The sequence below is a fragment of the Phycisphaerales bacterium genome, from assembly GCA_016716475.1.
GTDB lineage: Bacteria > Planctomycetota > Phycisphaerae > UBA1845 > Fen-1342 > JADJWG01.
This window is the reverse complement of record JADJWG010000002.1, coordinates 433,016-453,445: the sequence shown is the minus strand read 5'-3', so window position 1 is coordinate 453,445 and position 20,430 is coordinate 433,016. Positions and strand designations below refer to the sequence as shown.

The 20,430-nt window shown below is 66.0% G+C and carries 15 protein-coding genes; 12 read left to right on the top strand and 3 right to left on the bottom strand.

Annotated elements, in window-relative coordinates:
* The first annotated feature begins 85 nt into the window (after positions 1–85).
* From IPM18_09570 to IPM18_09545, 6 genes are read left to right on the top strand one after another with little or no spacing between them, the layout of a single operon-like run.
* On the top strand, positions 86–1,300 hold the full coding sequence (locus IPM18_09570; protein MBK9119831.1) for a glycosyltransferase family 4 protein: 1,215 nt from the start codon (positions 86–88) through the stop codon (positions 1,298–1,300).
* Complete coding sequence (locus IPM18_09565; GenBank protein ID MBK9119830.1) at positions 1,297–2,493, top strand: glycosyltransferase family 9 protein; 1,197 nt, start codon at positions 1,297–1,299, stop codon at positions 2,491–2,493. The genes IPM18_09570 and IPM18_09565 overlap by 4 nt, the downstream gene beginning before the upstream one ends.
* Complete coding sequence (locus IPM18_09560; protein ID MBK9119829.1) at positions 2,490–3,752, top strand: glycosyltransferase; 1,263 nt, start codon at positions 2,490–2,492, stop codon at positions 3,750–3,752. The genes IPM18_09565 and IPM18_09560 overlap by 4 nt, the downstream gene beginning before the upstream one ends.
* Positions 3,743–5,161, top strand: coding sequence for an O-antigen ligase family protein (locus IPM18_09555; GenBank protein ID MBK9119828.1), 1,419 nt, complete (start codon positions 3,743–3,745; stop codon positions 5,159–5,161). The genes IPM18_09560 and IPM18_09555 overlap by 10 nt, the downstream gene beginning before the upstream one ends.
* Position 5,162: 1 nt before the next feature.
* The gene (locus tag IPM18_09550) at positions 5,163–7,625 is read left to right on the top strand and encodes a glycosyltransferase (GenBank protein MBK9119827.1); all 2,463 of its coding nucleotides are present in this window, start codon (positions 5,163–5,165) and stop codon (positions 7,623–7,625) included.
* The gene (locus tag IPM18_09545; protein MBK9119826.1) at positions 7,622–9,067 is read left to right on the top strand and encodes a phenylacetate--CoA ligase family protein; all 1,446 of its coding nucleotides are present in this window, start codon (positions 7,622–7,624) and stop codon (positions 9,065–9,067) included. The genes IPM18_09550 and IPM18_09545 overlap by 4 nt, the downstream gene beginning before the upstream one ends.
* Here IPM18_09545 and IPM18_09540 read toward each other — a convergent pair.
* Positions 9,060–11,630: an FAD-dependent oxidoreductase gene (locus IPM18_09540; GenBank protein ID MBK9119825.1), complete on the bottom strand. Its 2,571-nt coding sequence runs from the start codon at positions 11,628–11,630 to the stop codon at positions 9,060–9,062. The genes IPM18_09545 and IPM18_09540 overlap by 8 nt on opposite strands.
* A gap of 90 nt (positions 11,631–11,720) precedes the next feature.
* Entirely contained in the window at positions 11,721–12,068 is a 348-nt protein-coding gene (locus IPM18_09535; protein ID MBK9119824.1) for a winged helix-turn-helix transcriptional regulator, read from the bottom strand.
* A 144-nt stretch (positions 12,069–12,212) separates the two neighbouring features.
* Between IPM18_09535 and IPM18_09530 the strand changes: the two genes are divergently transcribed.
* The 6 genes from IPM18_09530 to IPM18_09505 all read left to right on the top strand — a co-directional run bounded on the left by IPM18_09530 (position 12,213) and on the right by IPM18_09505 (position 18,530).
* A complete protein-coding gene (locus tag IPM18_09530; GenBank protein MBK9119823.1) occupies positions 12,213–14,864 on the top strand; it encodes a PAS domain S-box protein in 2,652 nt (883 codons plus the stop codon).
* Positions 14,851–15,471 (top strand): response regulator transcription factor, encoded by a 621-nt coding sequence (locus tag IPM18_09525; protein MBK9119822.1) that lies wholly within the window; start codon positions 14,851–14,853, stop codon positions 15,469–15,471. Before IPM18_09530 ends, IPM18_09525 begins: the two co-directional genes overlap by 14 nt.
* A gap of 39 nt (positions 15,472–15,510) precedes the next feature.
* Entirely contained in the window at positions 15,511–17,253 is a 1,743-nt protein-coding gene (locus IPM18_09520; GenBank protein ID MBK9119821.1) for a hypothetical protein, read from the top strand.
* Between the two features lie 203 nt (positions 17,254–17,456).
* Complete coding sequence (locus tag IPM18_09515; protein ID MBK9119820.1) at positions 17,457–17,837, top strand: transposase family protein; 381 nt, start codon at positions 17,457–17,459, stop codon at positions 17,835–17,837.
* Between the two features lie 79 nt (positions 17,838–17,916).
* Positions 17,917–18,276, top strand: coding sequence for a transposase (locus IPM18_09510; protein MBK9119819.1), 360 nt, complete (start codon positions 17,917–17,919; stop codon positions 18,274–18,276).
* Entirely contained in the window at positions 18,273–18,530 is a 258-nt protein-coding gene (locus IPM18_09505) for a transposase (protein ID MBK9119818.1), read from the top strand. The genes IPM18_09510 and IPM18_09505 overlap by 4 nt, the downstream gene beginning before the upstream one ends.
* Positions 18,531–18,574: 44 nt before the next feature.
* Here the strand turns inward: IPM18_09505 and IPM18_09500 are convergent, their stop codons facing one another.
* On the bottom strand, positions 18,575–20,398 hold the full coding sequence (locus IPM18_09500) for a glutamate mutase L (protein MBK9119817.1): 1,824 nt from the start codon (positions 20,396–20,398) through the stop codon (positions 18,575–18,577).
* Between the last annotated feature and the right edge of the window lie 32 nt (positions 20,399–20,430).

The following is a 20,430-nucleotide window of genomic DNA, read 5'->3' as shown; positions in this document are numbered from 1 at the left end:
CTGTACAGGTTCCCGCGAGCACACCGCTAGGCGCGCGCCGTGCGGCCATGCTCGCTTCGCCCCTCATGCGAGCGGATCTTCCACGATGGCCGTGTATCGCATCGGACTGGATGCCCGCACGCTCACCGCCGACCGCCCCCGCGGCACCGGCCGCAATCTGCTTGATGCCTACCGACATGTGTCGGCGTTGCGACCCGAGTGGCAATTCCACCTGTACCACCAGCGTCCCCTGAGCCCGCCGGTGCGGGCCGCGCACCCGGAGGTATGGGAGCGCAACAACGTCGTGATGCGGGAAATCGAATTGCGGGGCGACCGCCTGGACGCGTGGTTTCAGCTCCGCTTGCCGATGGCGGCCTGGTGGGACCGCCTCGACCTGCTGCACTTCCCCGCCAACCTGGCTCCGGCCTGGTGTCCGGTGCCATTCGTCCTCACGGTGCATGACCTCGTACCACTGCTCCGGCCCGAAGAACTGTCACCCGAAGCACGGCGGGCGTTTCACCGTGGATTGCAGCGTGGCATTCGCCGGGCAGCTCACGTCGTGACGCCCTCCGCGGCGACACGCGACGACCTGTGCCGCGAGTTCGATGTCCCCCCCGAGCGCGTGTCGGTCGTGCCCTGGGCAGCCGATGCCCGACTGGCCAAGGAATTCTCGCTCGGAGTGCCTTCGCTGCGCGTGCAGGCCCTGCGCGATGCCTACCAGCTCTCACAGCGCTGGCTGCTCTCATTCGGAGGGGGCACACCGCGCAAAAACGCCGCCGGGACGATCGCGGCCTTTGCGCGCCTGCAGGCCGAGTTACGCACCAACTTGAACCTCGTATTGCTCGGCTGCGAACCCGAGCCCGTGCGGCAACGCCTGGAGGAACTGGCGCATGAACTTGGTGTCGCACGGCAGGTGCGCACGCTCGGCTTCGTGCCGCACGCGGAGTTGCCGGCTTTTTTCAGCGGGGCCGCGGCGCTTGTGATCGCCAGCTTCTGCGAGGGCTTCGGCTTGCCGGTACTTGATGCCTTTGCCGCCGGGGTGCCCGTGGTCGCGTCGAGCAGCAGTAGTCTGCCCGAGGTCGCGGGGGCCGCGGCCGAATTCTGTGATCCCGACGAACCGGCGAACATCGCGGTCGCAATCAGGCGCGCGCTTGAACCGGCGCGTACCGCCGAGTTGGTCGCCGCCGGGCACGCGCGCAGTAGTTTGTTCGCCTGGGAGCAGACCGCTGCGGCGCTCTGCAGGGTGTATGAGCACTGTCTGCTTGGCGCTGCGCCATCGGAGCCCACCACCACCTCCGCCACCGCGGAGGGCGCTCCGTGAAGACTTCTCCGCCGCTCCACCTGCCGCTGCGGCTTGAATGCCGCCATTATCGCGGCGATCGACCCTGTGCCGTCGGGATTCAAGGCGTCTGCCCGCCGGCCTGCCGCCAGTACTCTGCCCAAGGCCATCGAATCCTGATTCTCAAGCTCGGTGCACTCGGCGATGTGATCCGCACGACCGCGCTGCTGCCGAGTCTCAAGCGCCAGTGGCCGCAGAGCCACGTCACCTGGATCACGCGCCCGGCCGGCGTGCGGATGCTGCGTGGACACCCGCTGATCGATCGGCTTCTGCCCTTCGACACGGAGACCGTATGCCACGTCGAGTACGAACAGTTCGATCTATGTCTGAGTCTCGACAAGGAACCGGGCCCGACGGCGCTCGCCATGCGGGTCCGCGCGTCTGAGAAGCTCGGCATGGGTCTCAGTGCCTCCGGGGCAACCTACCCGCTGAATGTTGAAGCGGCTGAATACTTCCGCCTTGGGCTGGATGATGAACTCAAGTTTCGGCACAACACGCTGAGCTATGCGGCCCTGATCCACGCGGCCGTGGGCCTCCCTTACCACGGAGACCGCTATCGCCTGTACCCCACCGCGGTCCAGCAGATGCGCGCAACCGAACTTTGGAGCGGCTGGGGCGTACAGCCGACGGACACCGTCATCGGTCTCAACACCGGCGCCGGCCAGGTCTTCGCCAACAAGACCTGGTCGCCCGACCAGTTCGCGGCCCTGGCACGGCACCTCGTTGTGCGCCCCGGCTGGAAAGTCGCATTGCTCGGCGGTCCCGAGGAGCGTGTGCTGAACCACGTCCTCGCAGAGCGCTGCATCGGCGTGATTGACACCGGTACGGAACACGGCGAATTGGAATTCGCCGCCGTCTTACAGCGCTGCCAGGCCATCGTCACCGGCGACACGATGGCGATGCACGTAGCCATCGCGCTCGCGGTACCATGCATTGCCCTGTTCGGGCCGACCTGTGCGCAGGAAATCGACTTCTTTGGCCGCGGGGAGGCCATCATTACCAGTGCGCCCTGCGCGCCATGCTACCGCCGCACGTGCGACATATCACCCCATTGCATGGACAGGATCGAACTGGAGCGTGTGCTCAACGCGGTCGAGCGCTGGACTTCGCCGGGTACCGCATCCTCCTCCAGCAGTCCTGCGACACCCACCTGCGTTCTGCCGGTGCTCGCATGAGCGTCCGGCGCGGCCCCCTCCGGGTGCTGATCGTTGCCAGGCATGCGCCTTGGCCACTCAACGGCGGCGGCCGCCTGCGCCGCTACCACTACCTGGCACAACTGGCGCGCCATGCACGCTGCACAGTCTTGTTGCCGGTGGCACCGCCGCCGGATGTTCCCTGGCCGGCAGGTGTGACCGTGGTCGCAGCAGTTGGCGCGGCTGGTCCCGAACCGCAGCGGAGCCCGGCCGCGGGCCTCCGCAGCGCGCGGCGACATTTCGGCACGAACACCGCCATAGCCGCCTGGCTTCAGATGCACGCCCGCCTGGACCACTTCGATGTCGCCTTGCTGGGCGGAGCAACCGTCGGGCAATACGTGGATTGCCTGCGTGTTCCCGCCGTCTGGGATCCGGTCGATGAACTGGTCGTTACCACCGTGCGCCGCCTGGGCTGGCACAACGCCTGGCGCTGGCTGCACATCGCCCGGCAGGCCGCACGCTATGCTCGGTATGAGAGCGCCGTGGGTCATCGGTGTGCGGCGACTGTTGTGGCATCAGATGTAGACGCGCTCTGGGGTCGTCGCTGGGCGCGGCTTGAACGTCTGCACGTGCTCACGAACGGCGTCACGTACTCGGACCTCGATGTCACACACGTCGCGCCTGAAGCCGGCACACTCGCTTTCATCGGTGCGTTGGACTATCCCCCGAATAGTGACGGTATCGGCCATTTCGTGCGCACCGTGTGGCCGCAGATCGTGTCCGCCAAGGCGCCCCGCCGCCTGCTGATCGTCGGGCGCGATCCGACCGCCGAGGTACTCCGTCTGAGTTTTCATCCCGGGATTGAGATCCACCCCAACGTACCCGATGTGCGCCCCTACCTTGCACGGGCGAGCGTGGTGGTCGTACCGACTCGCCTGGGTTCCGGCGTGAAGAACAAGGTGCTCGAAGCGTGTGCAGCCGGCCGCCCCGTGGTCGCTTCCCCGCGGGCTGTGGCGGGGCTGACCGGTCGTCCTGGTATCGAGTTCCGCGTCGCTCGCCGTCCGGGTGACTGGATACGCGAACTGGAGAATCTGCTGGCAAACCCGGTACGCGCCGCCCGGCTCGGTCTCAGTGGTCAACGCTGGGTACGCAGCGCGCATGATTGGGAGATGCTCGGCCTCGCACTGTTCGAGTTGTTGCGAGACGCCGCCGGCCGGCCGGCATTGCCCTCGGCGACCATGACCTGCAGTGCGACTGTGTCCCGCTACCCCACGCCCGCACGGGAGGTGACATGTCGCTGACCGCCATCGCGTTCTGGGCGTGCTACCTCAGTGGGCTGGCGGCCGCCCTGCTGCAGCCGGCGGTGGGGCTTGCGCTCTATGTCCTCGTCTACCACCTAAATCCGGAGACGCAGTGGTGGGGTGCCAGCGTAGCCGCGCTGAATCTGCGCACTTCGTTCATCGTCGCCTGTGCGATTCTCATCGGCGTCATCGTTCGTCAGCCGCGCATGACACACGGCGCGCAGCAGTTCCCGCCGGGCTATCTGCTGGCGCTGCTCTTCGGCGTGCTGGTGGTAGGGAGTCTCGTCTGGGGCCAGAGCACGAGCGAGCGTGGTCTGTATCTTGTCGAGAAGTATCTCAAGTTAATGGTGGTCCTGTTCCTCCTGCTGCGCTGCATTCAAACGCCCGCCCATTTCCAACTGGTGATTCTCGCCTGGGTCACGGGGGTGGCCTACATCGGATACCAGGCCACCGGCGGCGTCGGTCGCACGATCGGCGGCCGGCTGACCGGTGGGCTCGGCGGTCCCGACTTCGCCGAGTCAAGCGGTCTGGCGGTCCATCTCGTTGCGAGTTTACCCTTGATCGGTGCGGCTTTCTTCATGGCCCGCACGTGGCTGGGACGCGGGGCACTCCTGCTGGCCGGCGCATTCGCCGTCAATGCCCTGATCGCGACCCGTACACGCAATGCGCTTGCGGGACTGATCGTGATCGCACTGACGGGCGTCCTCGCCCTACCCCGCGGCTATCGGCTCCGCGGCGTGGTCGCCGTGGGCATCGGCACCCTGCTCGCGATTCAATTGACTGACCCCGCCTGGTGGGACCGTATGGCAAGCGTCAGCACCTGGCGTGATGATCCATCTGCGATCCGGCGCATCGACTACTGGCACGCCGCCGTCCGCATGGCACGCGACTATCCCCTCGGCATCGGCGTCGGTAACTTCCATGAGACCGTGCAGCGCTACGTACCAGGGCTGACGGTGCCGCGCAGCGCGCACAACACCGTTGCGGCATGCCTGGCCGAGTTCGGCTGGCTGGGCCTGTCCATCTGGGGACTGATGATCGCCGCCACGGTCATCGCACTCCAGCGCGTCTGGTACACCGCCCACCGGGTGCCCCCCTACCAGGAGGTGCAACTCCTGGGGCGCCGCTGCGGTTTCCATCTCGGCTGGCACGCCATGGCCCTGCGCGCCGCCTTGCTCGGTTACCTCGCCTGTGCCATGTTCACGACGCGCGTTTTTTCGGAGGATTTCTGGTTGCTGGTGGGACTGTCGCTCTGCCTGCGCAACGTGGCACGGCACGTCGTGGCCACAAGCGCTGCGGATGCGCAGCAGCCCGAGTCCGACACTACAACCTCCACTTCGAAATCTGCACCGGCAGCGACATGGCCCGCCCCGTGTCCGCCCATGCCCGCCCTGGGCGGGAGCCGTTAAGATGAATGCCCCCAACCCGCGCCCGCTGCGAATCGCGCTTGTCATTGATACCCTGGCGGGCGGGGGTTCCGAACACTGCTTGCGTCGCCTGGCGCACGGGCTCGCGGCGCGCGGGCAGGCCGTCTTCGTGTACTGCCTGCGCACGCCCGGCATCGACTGCAACCCGCTGGCGGCGGCCGGCGTCACGGTGCGGGCCGCCGAGAGTCAGGGCCGCGATCTGTCCCTGCCTGTGCGACTGGGCCGTTGGTTGGCTACCGACCGTATCAATCTTGTGCATGCCCACAGTTGTGCCGCCCTGGTTGCCAGCTTCCTCCCCGCGAAGTGGCAGGGCCGGACGGTGGTTCATGTCTGGCACGGTTGGCCGCTCGGGTCACCGTCACGACACCACCTGCTGGCCCGCACGCTCGATCGCTGGGTGGCCGGTATCGGCCTCAACTCGCAGGCTCTGCGCACCCGACTCCACCCCCGACTCGCCGCATGCGCGGTGCACCTCCCCAACGGCCTGGATCTGCCCGCACTGCCGCGCGGACCAGCGCGGCAAGCGCTCGCGGCACTGGCCGGTTGCACACTCGACGGCCCCGTCCTGCTGAGCATCGGTAATCTCCGGCCCGAGAAGGGCACGCTTGACCTGCTGCTCGCATTCTCACGACTGCGGCGCGACTGGCCGCGTGCCCGGCTCCTGCTCGTCGGCGGCGTGATCGACCGGGCCTACGCGGTACGTGTCGCGACGGCAGTAGAGACGCTCCAACTGGAAACACACGTACATTGGTGCGGACCCCAGCCTGACGCCTGGAAACTCCTCGCGGGCGCCGATGTCTTCTGCCTGAGCAGCCGTAGCGAGAGTATGCCGAACGTCGTGCTCGAAGCCATGACACAGGGTGTACCGATCGTTGCGACAGCCGTCGGTGACGTCGGCGCGCTGCCCTCCGCTTCGCCGGATGACGCTCCGCACACGGACTTGCTGCTCCGGTCGCCGGACACTGCGCTGCTAGTGCCGCCGGCGAGCCCCGCAGCACTTGCGGCCGCCCTGCATCAGTCGCTGGGCGATCCGGGTGCGGCCTTGCGCCGCGCTGCCCATGCTCAGCGGGAGGCGCAGGCGCGTTTCAGCAACACGGCGATGGTTGGGCGCTACGAAGCGTTCTACCATCATGCCCTCACACGCTGCGGTCCGAACCGAAGTAACACCCAGCCGGCTCGCGCGCGCATCCTGATGCTCGGCCCTGCGCCCCCACAAACCGGCGGCATGGTCACATCGATTCAAAACCTGCTCCGTGGCCCGTTGTCCGCGGACTTCGACCTCGCACTCCTGCCGACGACCCAGCGCAGCACAGACAGCGGTCGTACCCCTTGGATCCTCGGTCGTTGCACGGCCATGGCGCGTCACGTCCGGGCGCTGCACACCCTGTGGCACCGCTTGCGGTCCGAGCCCATCGCACTACTCCACATCCACACGTGCAGCGGCTTCACGTTCTGGCGCAACCTGCTGGATGTCGCAATTGCACACACCACCGGCACGCGCGTAGCACTGCACATCCGCGGTGGAGGGTTTGCCGATTTCCTCGCCGCGCTGGGTCCCGGGCGCCGACTGCTGGCGCGCACCGGCCTCGCTTGGGCGGATGCGGTCATCGTGCTCAGTTCCGGTTGGCGTAAACGTCTCTGGCGCTACAGCCCGTGTGCGCACTGGTACATTGTGCCCAACGCGTACGACCCGGCCCTGCTCGCCGCAGCCCCGCGCGCCTCCACCACACCACCCGACCGGCCGTGCCGCTTCCTGTTCCTCGGGCCGCTCACCCGGGCGAAAGGACTGACCGACCTGCTGGTGGCCGGCGGTCTGCTCAAGGAGCGCCACATTCCCTGCGAGTTGCTCATCGCCGGTCCCGCCACACCCGAAGAACTCGGCGCCTGGCAGCGCCAGGCGGCCGCACTTGAACTCACCACCCACACCCACTGGCTCGGGCCGATCGCCCCGGCCGAACGTCCGGCGCTCTTTGCTTCCGCAGACTGCTTCGTCCACCCAAGCCACTGTGAAGGTGCACCGAATGTGGTGCTCGAAGCCGCCGCCGCGGGTTTACCACTTGTCGCCACAGCCGTCGGCGCGTTACCCGAAATCTTCGCGCCACTGGCTGCCCACGACGGTGAATGGCTTGCACCACTTGTTCCCCCCGGGGATGCGACGGTGCTCGCCAAGTACATGGCAGCATTCGCAACCAACCCAAAGTACCGTGCCCGTGCCGCCGCGGCGTGCCATCAACACATCCGCGATCAGTATGGTCCCGCGCGAACGGCCACTGCGCTATCCCGGGTGTATGCAGCGGTACTGCCGGGGGTCGCACCCCGGGTTTACTCGTCGCCTGCCGAGGACACCGTTCCGCACCCTGCACAGCGCAGTGCAATTCGGGCCGCGTGCTCAACCATCACCGCACCCGCCCCACCGGTCTTGGCGCCCATCGGAGATTCCCGGTGAAGCTTGCCCCATGGCTTGTCGAGTCCGTGACCTATCCGCTGCACGAGTGGCTGCAGGGCCGCGACACACTGCGCGAAGTGCGCCGCCTCCAGTCGCTCGCAGACTGCGCCCCGCGTACGGTCGCCATTGAGCAGGCGGTCGCGCTGCGTAAACTGCTGGCGTTCGCGGTCGCCCGGCTGCCTTACTACAGCACTCTTTTCGGCCGCTGTCGGCTGGATCCACACGGTGACGATCCATATACGGAACTCGCCCGCCTGCCCGTGCTCGACAAGGCCACGGTGCGCACCCATGCACCGGACATGACCTATCGAAACGTACCCGGTGGCCTGCAACCCTCATCCAGTGGCGGAACGACGGGTGACACGCTGCACTTCTTCATCGATCGCAAGCGCCAGACACAGGACCGGGCGGCGCGCCTATTCATGCAGAGTCGCTTCGGGGTATCCGTGGGTGCACGGCGGGTCCATTTCTGGGGCGCACCGCTGGAGCGTCGTGGCTCACATCTGCGGCATTGGCGCGATGCCTTCCTGAACGAACGCCTGCTGGATGCCTTTTCGCTCGCACCTGCGCATCTCGCCGCGCACCTCGCCGCCCTGCAGCGCTTTCGGCCGGCCGTGTTGTACGGCTACCCCAGTGCGCTTGCAGTGCTCGCCGAATATACGGCGGAACAACACGCCCCCGTCTGGCCCGATCTGAAACTGGTCGTGCTGACCGGAGAGGAGGCCACTGCCGAACACCTCAACCGCGTGCGCAGCGTGTTCGGTTGCGCTGTTGCGCAAGAGTACGGTAACCGTGAAGTTGGCCTGATTGCACACGATTGCCCCGCCCGCCGCATGCACCTGCTGACACCGCACATCCTTGTCGAGGTGCTGAGCGCCGGAACCCTCGTTCCGCCCGGCACCGTCGGGGAATTGGTGTGTACCCCCCTCAACACACGGGCACAGCCGCTGATCCGTTATCGCGTCGGTGATGCCGGCCAGCTCGATGCTGAGCCCTGCCTCTGCGGCCTGCCTTTCCCGACGATGCAGCTCACCGGCGGCAAGATCACCGGCTTCATCGTGCTGCCCGGTGGTCGGCTCTGCCACGGCGCGGTGACGTCGCACGTACTGCGCGACGAGCCGGGGATCATGGCCTTCAAGACCTGGCAGCACACCCTAACCGAATTTGAGATCCTGCTCGTGCCCGGCCCTGGCTTCGACGCGGCCACATGCGACCGCGTCGCCCAACGTTATCGCCAGCTCTTCGGACCCGACGTGTGCGCCAAGGTGCGACTCGTTGACGAAATCCCGCCGGACCCGTCCGGCAAACGACGGTATGTCGTTTCCGCCGTCGCACCCACGCTGGGCCCGGGTGCCTTCGTCACACCGGAAACTCTTTCACCTGTGACTGCCGCGCCGCAGCCGGCCAGGCAGGAACGCAACTCACACGCCGGCGTCAGATAAAGAGATTGACGCCCGACTGACTCGCCTCATTCACATACCGCGCGGCCCCGGCGATCTCGAGACCATCGATCAGTTCCTCGCGCTGCAATCCCATCACCTCCATCGACATCGAACATGCGATCAGACGCACACCCTTCTGTTGCGCGCTGGCGAGCAGCGTCGGCAGGTCCGCGACGCCCTTCTTGCGCATCACGTGCCGCATCATCGCCGTACCCATGCCGCCCATGTGCATTTTGGATAGCACCAACCGCTGCGCTCCCCGCGGCATCATCCAGCCGAACATGCGGTCGAGCAGCGCCTTCTTCGTCGGCGGCGGCGCTTCTTTCCGCAGCGCGTTGAGACCCCAGAACGTAAAGAACAGCGTCACTTCGTCGCCCATGTCAGCCGCTGCATTCGCGATGACCAGCGCGGCCATGACCCGATCGAGGTCGCCGGAGAAGACGACGAACGTTTTCCGGGTGCTGTTTGCGGCCGCCGGGCTCCCGGCCGGTGCGACATCAGCCCCAGTATGCAAGCGTATTTCCGCCACGAACTCCCGGCCGTCCCGGTGTGTCGACTCGAGCTTGTGCCCACTGCGCGCGCACCACGCATCGACGTCGCCGCAGAACCCGAGGTCATCCGCCCGGGCGCGCAGCAGTGCCCCGGGTGCGGCTGCGCGCGCGGCCGCGGCGAGCGCCGCCAGCGGTCCGGGGCATTGCAGCCCGCGCAAGTCAAGCTCGATCTGCCCAGGTGACTTGGTGACGCTCGCTGTGTGCGGCTCCGTGCGCGCCGCCGCACGGGTCACCACCGCCACCGCACTGTTCTTCACGGTCGTGGCCGGTCCGACGCAGCAGCCGCTCTCCTCGCTTGCGACACCGCTCGGTGACGTGCTCGCAGTCAAGGTCGACAAGGGGCGGCGGTGCAATGGCCGTGGCTTCGGGCGAGGTGCATGGATGAGCGACCAGAGCGCGAAGCCGCCCGCTACGTTGCACGCGCGCAGTCCATGAGCCCGCAGGATGCGTGTTGCGTAGTACGCCCGCTGTCCCACGCCGCAATACACCGCCAGCGGCTTAGCACTCGGCAGCTCGCCCAATCGCGCGCGCAGCGTGGCCAGCGGCACCCAGCACGCCCCGGGAATGTGTCCGGCCTCGAACTCCGCCTGTTCGCGCACGTCCAAAAGCGTATAGGCCGTGCGGCCGGCCTCGTCGAGTACCGCTGGATCGACGAATTCCTCTTCTCCACGAAGTGCATTCACGGCCACGTTGCCCGCAATGTTGACCGGATCCTTGGCCGCACCGAACTGTGGCGCATACGCCAGCTCGAGATCCTCCAGATCATGTACGGTCAACCCCGCCGCCAGTGCCGTCGCCAGTACGTCGAGGCGCTTGTCGACGCCTGCTCCGCCGACAAGCTGCGCACCAAGCACGCGGCCATCCTCAGGGGCGAACAACAGCTTGATCATCATGCTCTGTGCGCCGGGGTAGTAGGTCACGTGGTGTGCGCGCTGGACATACACCTTCTGATAGGGCACGCCCCGCTGCCGCAAGACCTTCTCCGACGCCCCGGTGATACCGGCGGTCACGTCGAACAGTTGAACGACGCTCGTGCCCTGTGCGCCACGGTAGCGGCTCGCACGACCGAGCATCGCATCGACAGCGATGCGGGCCTGCCGGTTGGCGGGACCGGCGAGCGGCAGATACGCGGGTCCCCCGAGCACCGCATCCTCCACCTGCACAGCGTCGCCGACCGCGAAAATATACGGATCGCTCGTGCGCATCACCTCATCCACGAGGAGCGCGCCGCGCTCCGACAGCTTCAACCCAGCAGCCCGCGCTAGCCCGGTATCCGGCCGTACACCGACCGCAAGCACGACCAGGTCGACCTCCAGGCGGGCTCCGCTCCGCAACGTAGCTCGCACACCACCCTCTGCATCCTCAAAGGCGGTCACGCCGTCTTCGAGGTAGAGTTGTACATCGTTCGCAGCCAGTTCCTGGTGCAGCCGGGCCGCGACCTCTGGATCGAAGGGCGGCATCACCTGCGGCAACAGTTCGACCAGCGCCACTTCCAGGCCTCGACGACGCAGGTTCTCCGCCATCTCGAGCCCTATGAAGCCGCCCCCGACGACGAGCGCCCGCTGCGCACCCGCATCAACGCTGCCCTTGATGCGATCCATGTCGGCCATGTTGCGCAGTGTATGGATCGCGGGGTGTTCGACCCCAGGAATGGGTGGTCGCAACGGGGCCGCACCCGGCGAAAGCAGCAACCGGTCGTATGACTCTTCGTATGTACGGCCACTTTCAAGATCTCTCACACGCACACGTTGACCAGCGGCATCGATATGTTCCACTTCCGTGCGTGTGCGAATGTCCAACCGGAACCTGGCCGCCAGGCCCGCCCGGGTTTGCACGAGCAGTGCCGCGCGCTGCGGTATTTCGCCGCCGATGTGGTACGGCAGGCCACAGTTTGCGAACGACACCTCGTGCCCCCGCTCGAACATGACGATCTCCGCCGCTTCATCCAGTCGTCGGGCTCGCGCTGCGGCTGTGGCTCCACCGGCTACCCCACCAACAATCACGATTTTCATGGTGTGTACTCCCTGTGCTGCCACTCCGGCGGCAGATTGCTTTCGTGCTGAAACTGCTCTTCCGGGATAGCCCCAACCGAGCACTACGCACTACGACTGATCTGCGGGTGGCAGGTCATGCGCTCGAATACATGCCAGCAGCCAGGAGGGTCCCGGATGCGTAACGCGGTAATAGACCGTCCGGCCGGCGCGCTCCGGCGCGACAATTCCATAAGCCCGCATCTGATTAAGATGTTGGCTCACGACGTTCTGCTTGCGTTGCATGTGCAGCGCAAGCTCACCAACCGAGGCTCGCTTGTGCAAAAGCAATTCGCAGATGCGCAAGCGGTCCGGGTGTGTAAGCACACGCAGTAGGTGCGCCGCGGCGGCCAGACGGGCCGGGGGGATCGGTTCACCCCCGGTGTTTTGTTCATGGGCCAAGTGGTTGAGATCTATCATACATACATTGTATCATGATCTCATGATATATGCAAACCAGGCACAATGCGAATCCGAAATTCTGACCTACGATAGCCCTCGTTCCTCGCCCCGATTATGTTTCCACCCGGGCGGGTTGCTCCCCCGCCAAAGAGATCTCTGCCGATGGACCAGGCGGATCGCAACAACCTGCGCCTAACCGCCACCCGCCGCACCCTTTCGGACCTGCTCACGGCGGCAACCCAGGCGAACCTTGCCGCGGATCAACGTGCCGCCTCCCGGTTAGGGCACGAATTGGCCCTGCTCGGAGCTTCGGTGGGAGACTTGGCGAGCGCGTGCCTGCACGGACCCCATGCGGACGCACAAACTGCCGTCTTTGCCGCAGCGTTTCACGCCTGGAACAGTACCGTCACCGGGGCATCCCACTCTGAAGGCGACCGGGAAGCCCCCCTCGACCACGCCGTCCTGGCGGCGGCGCGCCTCGGCTACATTGAACGTGACCTCGCAACCGGTCGACTCACTTATACGGAGAGCTTCCGGAATCTGCTTGGTTACTCGCACGAAGAAACGCGGCGGCTGCTTGTCCATTGGCGCGAGTACGTGCATCCCGATGACATCTCGTTCGTGACAGCGGTGGAAGCCGACTTACTTGGGGGTGAGGTTCGACACTTCGATATCGAGGTGCGCGTGCGTACCCAGGGGGGCACCTGGATCTGCCTGCAAGCACGCGGGGCCCTGGGGGTCGCGGGGTCGCCCAGTTCTGCGCAGAAGATCCAGATCGCCGTCCTTGACGTCACGGCCCGCCGACAGGCCGAAGAGGCGCTACGCAAGAGCCAAGCGCGACTCGAAGTGGTGCTCGAAGGCGCCAATCTCGGGTTCATGGATCAAAACTTCGTAACCGGCGAGATCGTATTTAACAACCGCTGGGCCGAAATGCTCGGCTATACGCGCGCGGAGTTCGAGCACCTCGGGCACGACTGGCAAGCCCAACTGCATCCGGATGACATCGAGCAGGTGGGGGCTCGCATGAATGCCTCGATCTTTGGGGGGCCGGATGAGTACGAATCCGAACACCGGGTGCGGACCCGCTCGGGTGCATACCGCTGGGTGCTGGCGCGCGGCCGTGTCGCCGAGCGAAACCCCGACGGCACGGCGCGGCGCCTCACCGGTACGCGCCTCGACATCACCGATCGCAAGGAAGCCGAGGCCGCTCTGCGCGTGAGCGAAGAGACTCACCGCCTGCTGGTGGAAAACCAGGCGGAACTGGTCGTCAGACTCGATGCGGCCGGGCAAATGGTCTACGTCAGCCCCTCCTACTGTCGGACCTTTGGCAAGACCGAAGCGGAGTTGCTGACCAGCGGCTACCTCGGACTGATTCATCCGGAGGATCTGCCGGCCGCGCTCGCCGGACTGGAAACCGCACGCCACCCCCCCTACTACTGCTATGTCGAGGAGCGTGCCCGGACAATTGAGGGTTGGCGCTGGCTGGGTTGGCACACCAAGGCGCTACGTGACGAAGCTGGAGTGGTAACTGGCTTCGTAGGCGTAGCGCGCGACATCCACGAGCAGAAACTCGCGCAAGCCGAGTTGCAACGCTACCGGGCGCAGCTTGAAGAACTGGTTCAGCAGCGCACCCGCGAACTGGCTGAGGCCAACCAACGACTGCGCGCTGAGCTTGCCGAGCGCAGCCGCACCGAAACCCGGCTGCGTGAAAGTGAGTCGATGTTCCGCACGCTCGCCGCGACCTTGCCGCTCCTGGTCGTCATCATTGAGGGCGATTACGCCGTGTACGCCAACCCGGCAACGCTCCAGCTCCTCGGCTACAGCCGGGACGAGTTTCTACGCATCCCGATCATCGACCACGTACGTCCTGCGCTGCGTCAACCCGTGGCCGATCGCATCAACCATTGGCGCACTGGTCCCGGCAAGGTGGACCGTTACGAACTCGCGGTGGTAACGCGCACGGGCGAAGAGCGGCGGCTCGACTTCTCAGCCGCACCGATCGATCATCACGGAAATCCTGCCTTGCTCGGCACCGCACTCGATGTCACCGAGCAGCGTCAGGCCGAAGCCGAAGCCCGTCGGCAGCAGGCCCAATTGGCCCACGTCGCCCGCGTGAGTACGGTCGGCGAGATGGCTTCGGGACTGGCGCACCAGCTTGCTCAACCTCTTTCGGCCGTGCTGTACAACGCTCGCGGAGCTCTCACGCGCCTGGCGAGCGGTCCATGGAATCCCGACGATGCGCGCAGTACACTCACGCGGATCGCCCAGCAGGCCGAACGCGCCGGCGAGTTCGTCCGCAGTCTCAAGTCGTTTGTCCGCAAGGCGCAGCCCCACTTGCAGGCCACCGCGCTGGTACCGGTGCTCGAGGAAGCACTTGGGTTCGCCGACCTTGCCGCGCGCGGCGAACGCACCGAACTACGGCTGGAGATCAACACCACTCTCCCACGTGTCCGCATCGACCGGAGTCTCATTACGCAGGTTGTACTCAACCTGGTTCACAACAGCATCGAAGCGATGCGCACCACACCCCCGCCGCAACGCTGCGTACTGGTGAGCGCCGCGGTGATCCACCGTGGCGTCGAGGTCACGGTGCGCGACTTCGGCAGCGGGCTGTCCGATGTGGTGCGCCCGCATCTTTTCCAACCGTTCTTCACCACGCGGACAACCGGCACTGGCCTCGGACTGTCGATCAGCCGTACGATTATCGAGGAAATTCACGGGGGCCACATCTGGGCCCGCCCGGAGCCGGAAGGCGGCGCCACGTTTGGCTTCGTGCTACCACGCGCCGCGGAGGAGCCCGATGCGCCCATCTGACGCGACTGTTTTTGTCATCGACGATGACGAGGCCCTGTGCGAGGCGCTCCGTTTCCTGCTTGAAGCCGCCGGCCTGCAGGTAGCCACCTTCCCGTCCGCCGAGTCCTTCCTTGGCTCGTATGACGTCCAGCGCCGCGGCTGCCTGCTGCTCGATGTGCGCATGCAGGGCATGAGCGGCCTCGAGCTCCAGGCCTGCCTCGCCCGCGACCCCCTGCATCCGCCGGTAATCCTGCTGACCGGCCACGGTGACATACCGATGGCAGTTCAGGCGATGAAAGCCGGCGCATTCGACTTTCTGGAAAAGCCGGTCAACGACCAGCTCCTCGTCGAGCGCGTCCGGGCAGCGATTGCCGCGGATCGCGCCACGCGTGATTTACGCGCCGCACGGCAGGAAACCGTCCGCCGCATGCAGTTGCTGACTCCCCGAGAGCGCGAGGTGCTCGGGCTTATCGTGACCGGCCGCATCAATCGGGCCATCGCCAACGAACTCAGCATCGCCGAGCGTACCGTCGAAGTCCATCGCAAACGGATCCTTCAGAAGATGGGAGTCAACAGTGCCGCGGCCCTCACCCGTATCGTGCTCGCACTCGAGACCGCGCGCACCTGACGCCGTGCCGCACGATTGCGAGAACCCAAGCGCCACGCGATGGGCATTCCCGCAAGCCGGTCCACCGCGAGCGGCCACCCCGACCGCGCCACTGTTGGTTTGATCACCGCATGCACATCGTCACTGCACAACCCGGCCTATCGCAAACCGCCTTTCGGCGTGGTGTTGTGCTGGTGTTGCTCCTCGCCGCGGCGTGGCGTGGGCACGGCCACGAACCTGCCGTCCATCGCGCGCGACGGTGTCACGTTCTGCTGGTATGCCCAGGGCTTGCAGCAGGAGGGCTGGGCATTTCTCAGGTCACCAGAAGCGGTCCAGCATCCCCTCTACCCGGCACTGCTGCTCGGCACGTTCCGCCTTGCCACCCTGCTCGGAGCACCGGATTCTCCGTGGACCTGGCAGTACTGCGGACAGCTTGTCGCGCTCCTGGCGGGGCTCGCCGTCGTTGCGCTCAGCGGGGCCCTGACATTGCGCCTCGTGCGCCGGCTTGAACTGCCCGTCGACGCGCGTCTGGCGGCGCTCTTTGCGCTGCTCGCGGCAACCCTGCTTGACCATCACATTGCCCTGGCGGCCGACGTGATGTCCGACCAGCTCCACCTTGCCTTCTTTCTCGCCGCCGCCTGGGGACTGCTCGGACTCCACCAGCATCATGCCGCGCTGCTTGTCGGTCTGTGCGCCGGCCTTGCATTCCTGACGCGGCAAGAGGGCGTGATTCCGGCCCTCGCGGGTCTGGGAGCTCTTGCGCTCGCCCTGCGCACACAGCCCGCCGTGCGTGTGGGTACGCGTGCCGCGGCCTTGCTCCTCGGCTTCTCACTCCTGGCAGTGCCATTCTGGGCAACCGTCGGGCAGTTCTCTCCGAAGAAATCCATCGAAGATGTCCTGGGCGCTGCCGGGGGCGCGCACACTTCCGCCCTATTCGATGAGCACGGCGGCGCGGGCCTCGAACTTGCCCGGCTCGAAACCCGCGCGGTCCCCTGGTACCTGCTTGCGCCATGGGTGTTCTACGAGACGCTCCGCGGCGGCCGGGTGCTGCTTCCGCTGCTGGCACTGCCACCGCTGTGGAACCTGCGGCGCCTCTGGCTGCGCGGGCCACTCGCCGGCCTCACCTTGTGCATCGCCGGTCACTTTCTCGTGCTGATGCTGCTGCTCGAACGCTTCGGCTACCTCGCACCGCGGCATACCCTGCCGATCGTCGTCCTGTTGACGCCGTTTGCAGCCCTGCTGCTGGCGCGCATTTATACACTGCTCGCGGAGCTGCGCCAGGCATGGATCGGGGCAGGGCTGTGCGCGCTCCTGTTTCTTCCGCTCGCGCTCTATGGCCTGCGAACCCCCAACTACGCCGATCGCATGTACCCCCACATTGCCCGCGACTTGTGTGAGATCGACGCGACCGTGGCCGGACGGCGAATGATTTCTGGCAGCGGCGCGAAACGCGTCGCGTTCTACACCCAAGCGGCCTGGGAACCGTGGTACGAGGACCCAGACGATGTGGACAACCTCATCTGGCAATTGCGCCAGGGACGGCCGGGCTACCTCCTGATCGAGACCGGGGATGGGGGCGAGCGCCGCGCGAATGCCGAGCTGCTGCAGCGCCTGCGTAGGCGGCCGGAAATGCACGGCATCCTCGGCCAGGAAATTCAATGGACGTTCACCCCGCGCAGCGGCGAGCGCGCCGTACTGCACGCGATTCCCTTCGATCCGGCTGGTGTATCGCCCAGCAGCACGCCCGCGGAAGAAGGCTCCTCGCTGTTTTGTGTGGGTAAGACCGTGAGCTTGGTGACGTAAGTTGTGCGGGGTCTGGCGCTTTTCGATCGGGCGGCGGTCGGAGAGGATGCGGCGGATCAGGCGGCCGCAGCGGCATCCGATGGGGCTCCGCCCCAAACCCCCGCCAGGGGCTCTGCCCCTGAACCCCGGCTTCTTTCCCTCCGGTGAGAAGGAAGCCGCCGGAGAGTTCGCGGCCAGACTGCAAGGAAGCCGAGTGATGCGCGATCAGATGCAGGAGCTGTTCCGGGTGGCATTGGGGCTGGCCGAGCCGTGGGTCGTCAGCAAGATCGAGTTTTCCGGGGACCGGCAGCAGCTGGAACTCTGGCTGGACTTCCCCTTCCGGCAGCCGCTTCGCTTGCCCGGAGTGCGGACGCGCCGGTTGCGGGGCCTACGACAGCACGGAGCGGACCTGGCGGCACCTGAACTTCTTTCAGCACAAGACGCTATTGCACGCCCGGCAACCGCGGGTCGAGTGTCCGGACCACGGGGTCAAGACGGTTGAAGTGCCGTGGTCGCGGCCGGGTTCGGGTTTTACGCTGCTGATGGAGGCGTTCATCCTGATGTTGGTGCAGGGCGGCATGACGCCGCGCAGGTGGCCGTTCTGATCGGTGAGCACGACACGCGGGTGTGGCGGGTCTTGCAGCACTATGTCGAGCGGGCCCGCGCGCGGCGGACTTCTCGCCGGTGACCGCCATCGGCGTGGACGACTTCCCCCGGCGCGGCCACAACTACATCAGCGTGTTCATGGATTTGGGCAACGAGCCAAGCCGGGTGCTGTTCGCCACCGAAGGCAAGGATGCCCGGACCGTCGCGGCGTTCAAGCGCGACCTGGAGGCTCACGGCGGGCGGGCCGAGCAGATTGAGGAGGCCTGCCTGGACATGTCGGCGGCGTTCATCAACGGTCTGCGCGAGCAGTTCCCGGAGGCCCAACTGACCTTCGACAACTTCCACCTGATGAAGCTGCTGGGGCTGCGGTCGATCAGGTCCGGCGTGAGGAACAGCGGACACACCCGGAACTCAAGGGCACGCGTTACGTCTGGTTGAAGAACGACTGGAACCGCACCGAGAAGCAGGCCCGCGTCTTTGACGAGTTGCGCTCCAGCAAGCTGGCGACCGTGCGGGCCACGCACATGAAGAGTGTCTTCCAGGATCTCTTCGCCTGCGACACCGTGGAAGAGGCTGAACCGCTGCTCAAGCAGTGGTACTTCTGGGCCACCCACAGCCGGATTCCGGCCATGATCAAGGCGGCCAAGACGATCAAGAAGCACTGGGCAGCTCAGGTTACCCACACAAAATAGCGAGGAGGCCGGAAGAATTGCGCTGACGCGGCCCCGCCCAGCCGCTACTGCGGGTACATATCCAGCGCCTGGTTCCATGTCATGAGGGTCCGCACCCGCTCGGCTTTTTCTGCCGGAATCGCCAGGGGTCGACCACGCCCATCGAGCATCAGGCCGACGGTGCCACCGGTAAGCTCACGCTCCACGACCTGGCCCGGCCCTCCGCCCGCGTCGAAGCCCCGCGCCGGCGTCACGGTCACATGCAGCCGCTCCCCTTCCGCATGCGGCACCACCTTGAGGTCGCCGAATGCGACTTCGAAACTTTCGTTACGGCCGCCACCGGCGAGCTTCACCGTCATGCAGGGCTGCCCCTGGCGGCGGGCCGTGCCGCGCGGCGCAATGCTCCACCCCAGCCGAATCAGGCAGTCCTTGCCGAAGACGTCGAGCGCCGCTTTTTCGTGGACGGTACTCAGTACACCGAGTTGCGGCATCATGAAGATGGAATCGACGGTCAACTCCGTGAAGCCCTCCGGCTGGAAACCGTCGAGCATCATCAGCGCGCTTTGGACGCGCCGCGGGCTGTGTGAAAGCACGCCACCGGATCCGACCAGCATGTCAAGCTGCATCATGTTCACGAGTGTCTGGCCGGAAAGCTCCTGGCTGAATGCGTCGGCAATCGTGCGCTGCTGCTGCACCCCCTTGAGTCCGACGGCCATCTGCTTGTGCTGGATGAAGGCCAGTCGCAGCGCCTCGCGGCAGATCGCCTGCTCGATCATCAGTTCGTCGAGCGTTTGCGGGATGGTGGTCGGCCGGATCATCTTGTTCCGGATGCGGTTGCGGATGTCACGCTCGTCCAGCTCGAGCGGCACCCACCGCACAATGTTATCGAAACCCGTCTCGGCCACCACGTTGAAGATGCTGTAGCTCATGCCGAGGTTGGCGCTGACCGTCCGGTTGAAGATCTTCTCACTGCCGGGGTCCTCCTGGACAGCGCGAAAGACGCTGAACACGTCGGTCGTCGCACCCCCGATGTCCACACCCACCACCTGGATACCCTCGCGCTGCGCGATGAGCTGCATGATCAACCCGACCGCACCAGGAGTGGGCATCAGCGGCACACTCGTCCACGTCATCAGCTTGCCGTAACCCGGTGCCTGGGCCATCACGTGTTCGAGAAACAGGTCATGGATCTTGTCGCGGGCCGGGCCGAGATTCTCCCGTTCCAGCGTCGGCCGCAGATTCTCAGTGAGATACAGGGCGGCCTTGGAGCCGAGGATCCGGTCGATATCCGGGCGGGCCTTGTCATTACCCGCAAAGATCACCGGTAGCTTGAAGCCCACCCCAAATCGCGGCTTCGGATCGGCTGCCCCGATGATCTCCGCCATTTCCACGACGTGCTTGATCGTCCCGCCGTCCGTGCCGCCCGACACCAGGATCATGTCCGGCCGCATGGAGCGGATGCGCTCGATCCGCTCGTGATTGAGCCGCCCGTCATTCGTCGCGAGCGCATCCATCACGATCGCCCCGGCACCGAGGGCCGCCCGCGCGGCACTCTCGGCCGTCATCGACTTCACGACACCCGCGACCATCATCTGCAGACCGCCCCCCGCTGAGCTCGTGCCGACATAGGCGTCACAGCCGTTCTCGCCCGCGCGCGGCATCCAGATCCGGTCGTCCTGCACGAATTTGCGACCGGTCAGGTCCTCGATCTCCCCGACGGCATTCAACACTCCGCGAGTGACGTCTTCCGCCGGGGCTTCGACCGTCGTCGGCGCCTCGCCGCGCGAGATCAGGCGGTACTCGCCCTCACGCAGCTCGATCAGGATGGCCTTCGTGGTCGTCGAACCGCAATCGGTTGCGAGAATCGTACGGAATTCCTGCTCTGCCATAACCGGCGTTTCCTACCTGCCCGGGTTTCTGC

What these genes read in the sequence shown, in the direction of transcription:
- IPM18_09570 (MBK9119831.1), top strand. Translation starts at nt 86, where the DNA reads ATGGCCGTGTATCGCATCGGACTGGATGCCCGCACGCTCACCGCCGAC.
- IPM18_09560 (MBK9119829.1), top strand. Translation starts at nt 2,490, where the DNA reads ATGAGCGTCCGGCGCGGCCCCCTCCGGGTGCTGATCGTTGCCAGGCAT.
- IPM18_09555 (MBK9119828.1), top strand. Translation starts at nt 3,743, where the DNA reads ATGTCGCTGACCGCCATCGCGTTCTGGGCGTGCTACCTCAGTGGGCTG.
- IPM18_09550 (MBK9119827.1), top strand. Translation starts at nt 5,163, where the DNA reads ATGAATGCCCCCAACCCGCGCCCGCTGCGAATCGCGCTTGTCATTGAT.
- IPM18_09540 (MBK9119825.1), bottom strand. Translation starts at nt 11,630, where the DNA reads ATGAAAATCGTGATTGTTGGTGGGGTAGCCGGTGGAGCCACAGCCGCA.
- IPM18_09535 (MBK9119824.1), bottom strand. Translation starts at nt 12,068, where the DNA reads ATGATAGATCTCAACCACTTGGCCCATGAACAAAACACCGGGGGTGAA.
- IPM18_09530 (MBK9119823.1), top strand. Translation starts at nt 12,213, where the DNA reads ATGGACCAGGCGGATCGCAACAACCTGCGCCTAACCGCCACCCGCCGC.
- IPM18_09525 (MBK9119822.1), top strand. Translation starts at nt 14,851, where the DNA reads ATGCGCCCATCTGACGCGACTGTTTTTGTCATCGACGATGACGAGGCC.
- IPM18_09520 (MBK9119821.1), top strand. Translation starts at nt 15,511, where the DNA reads ATGGGCATTCCCGCAAGCCGGTCCACCGCGAGCGGCCACCCCGACCGC.
- IPM18_09500 (MBK9119817.1), bottom strand. Translation starts at nt 20,398, where the DNA reads ATGGCAGAGCAGGAATTCCGTACGATTCTCGCAACCGATTGCGGTTCG.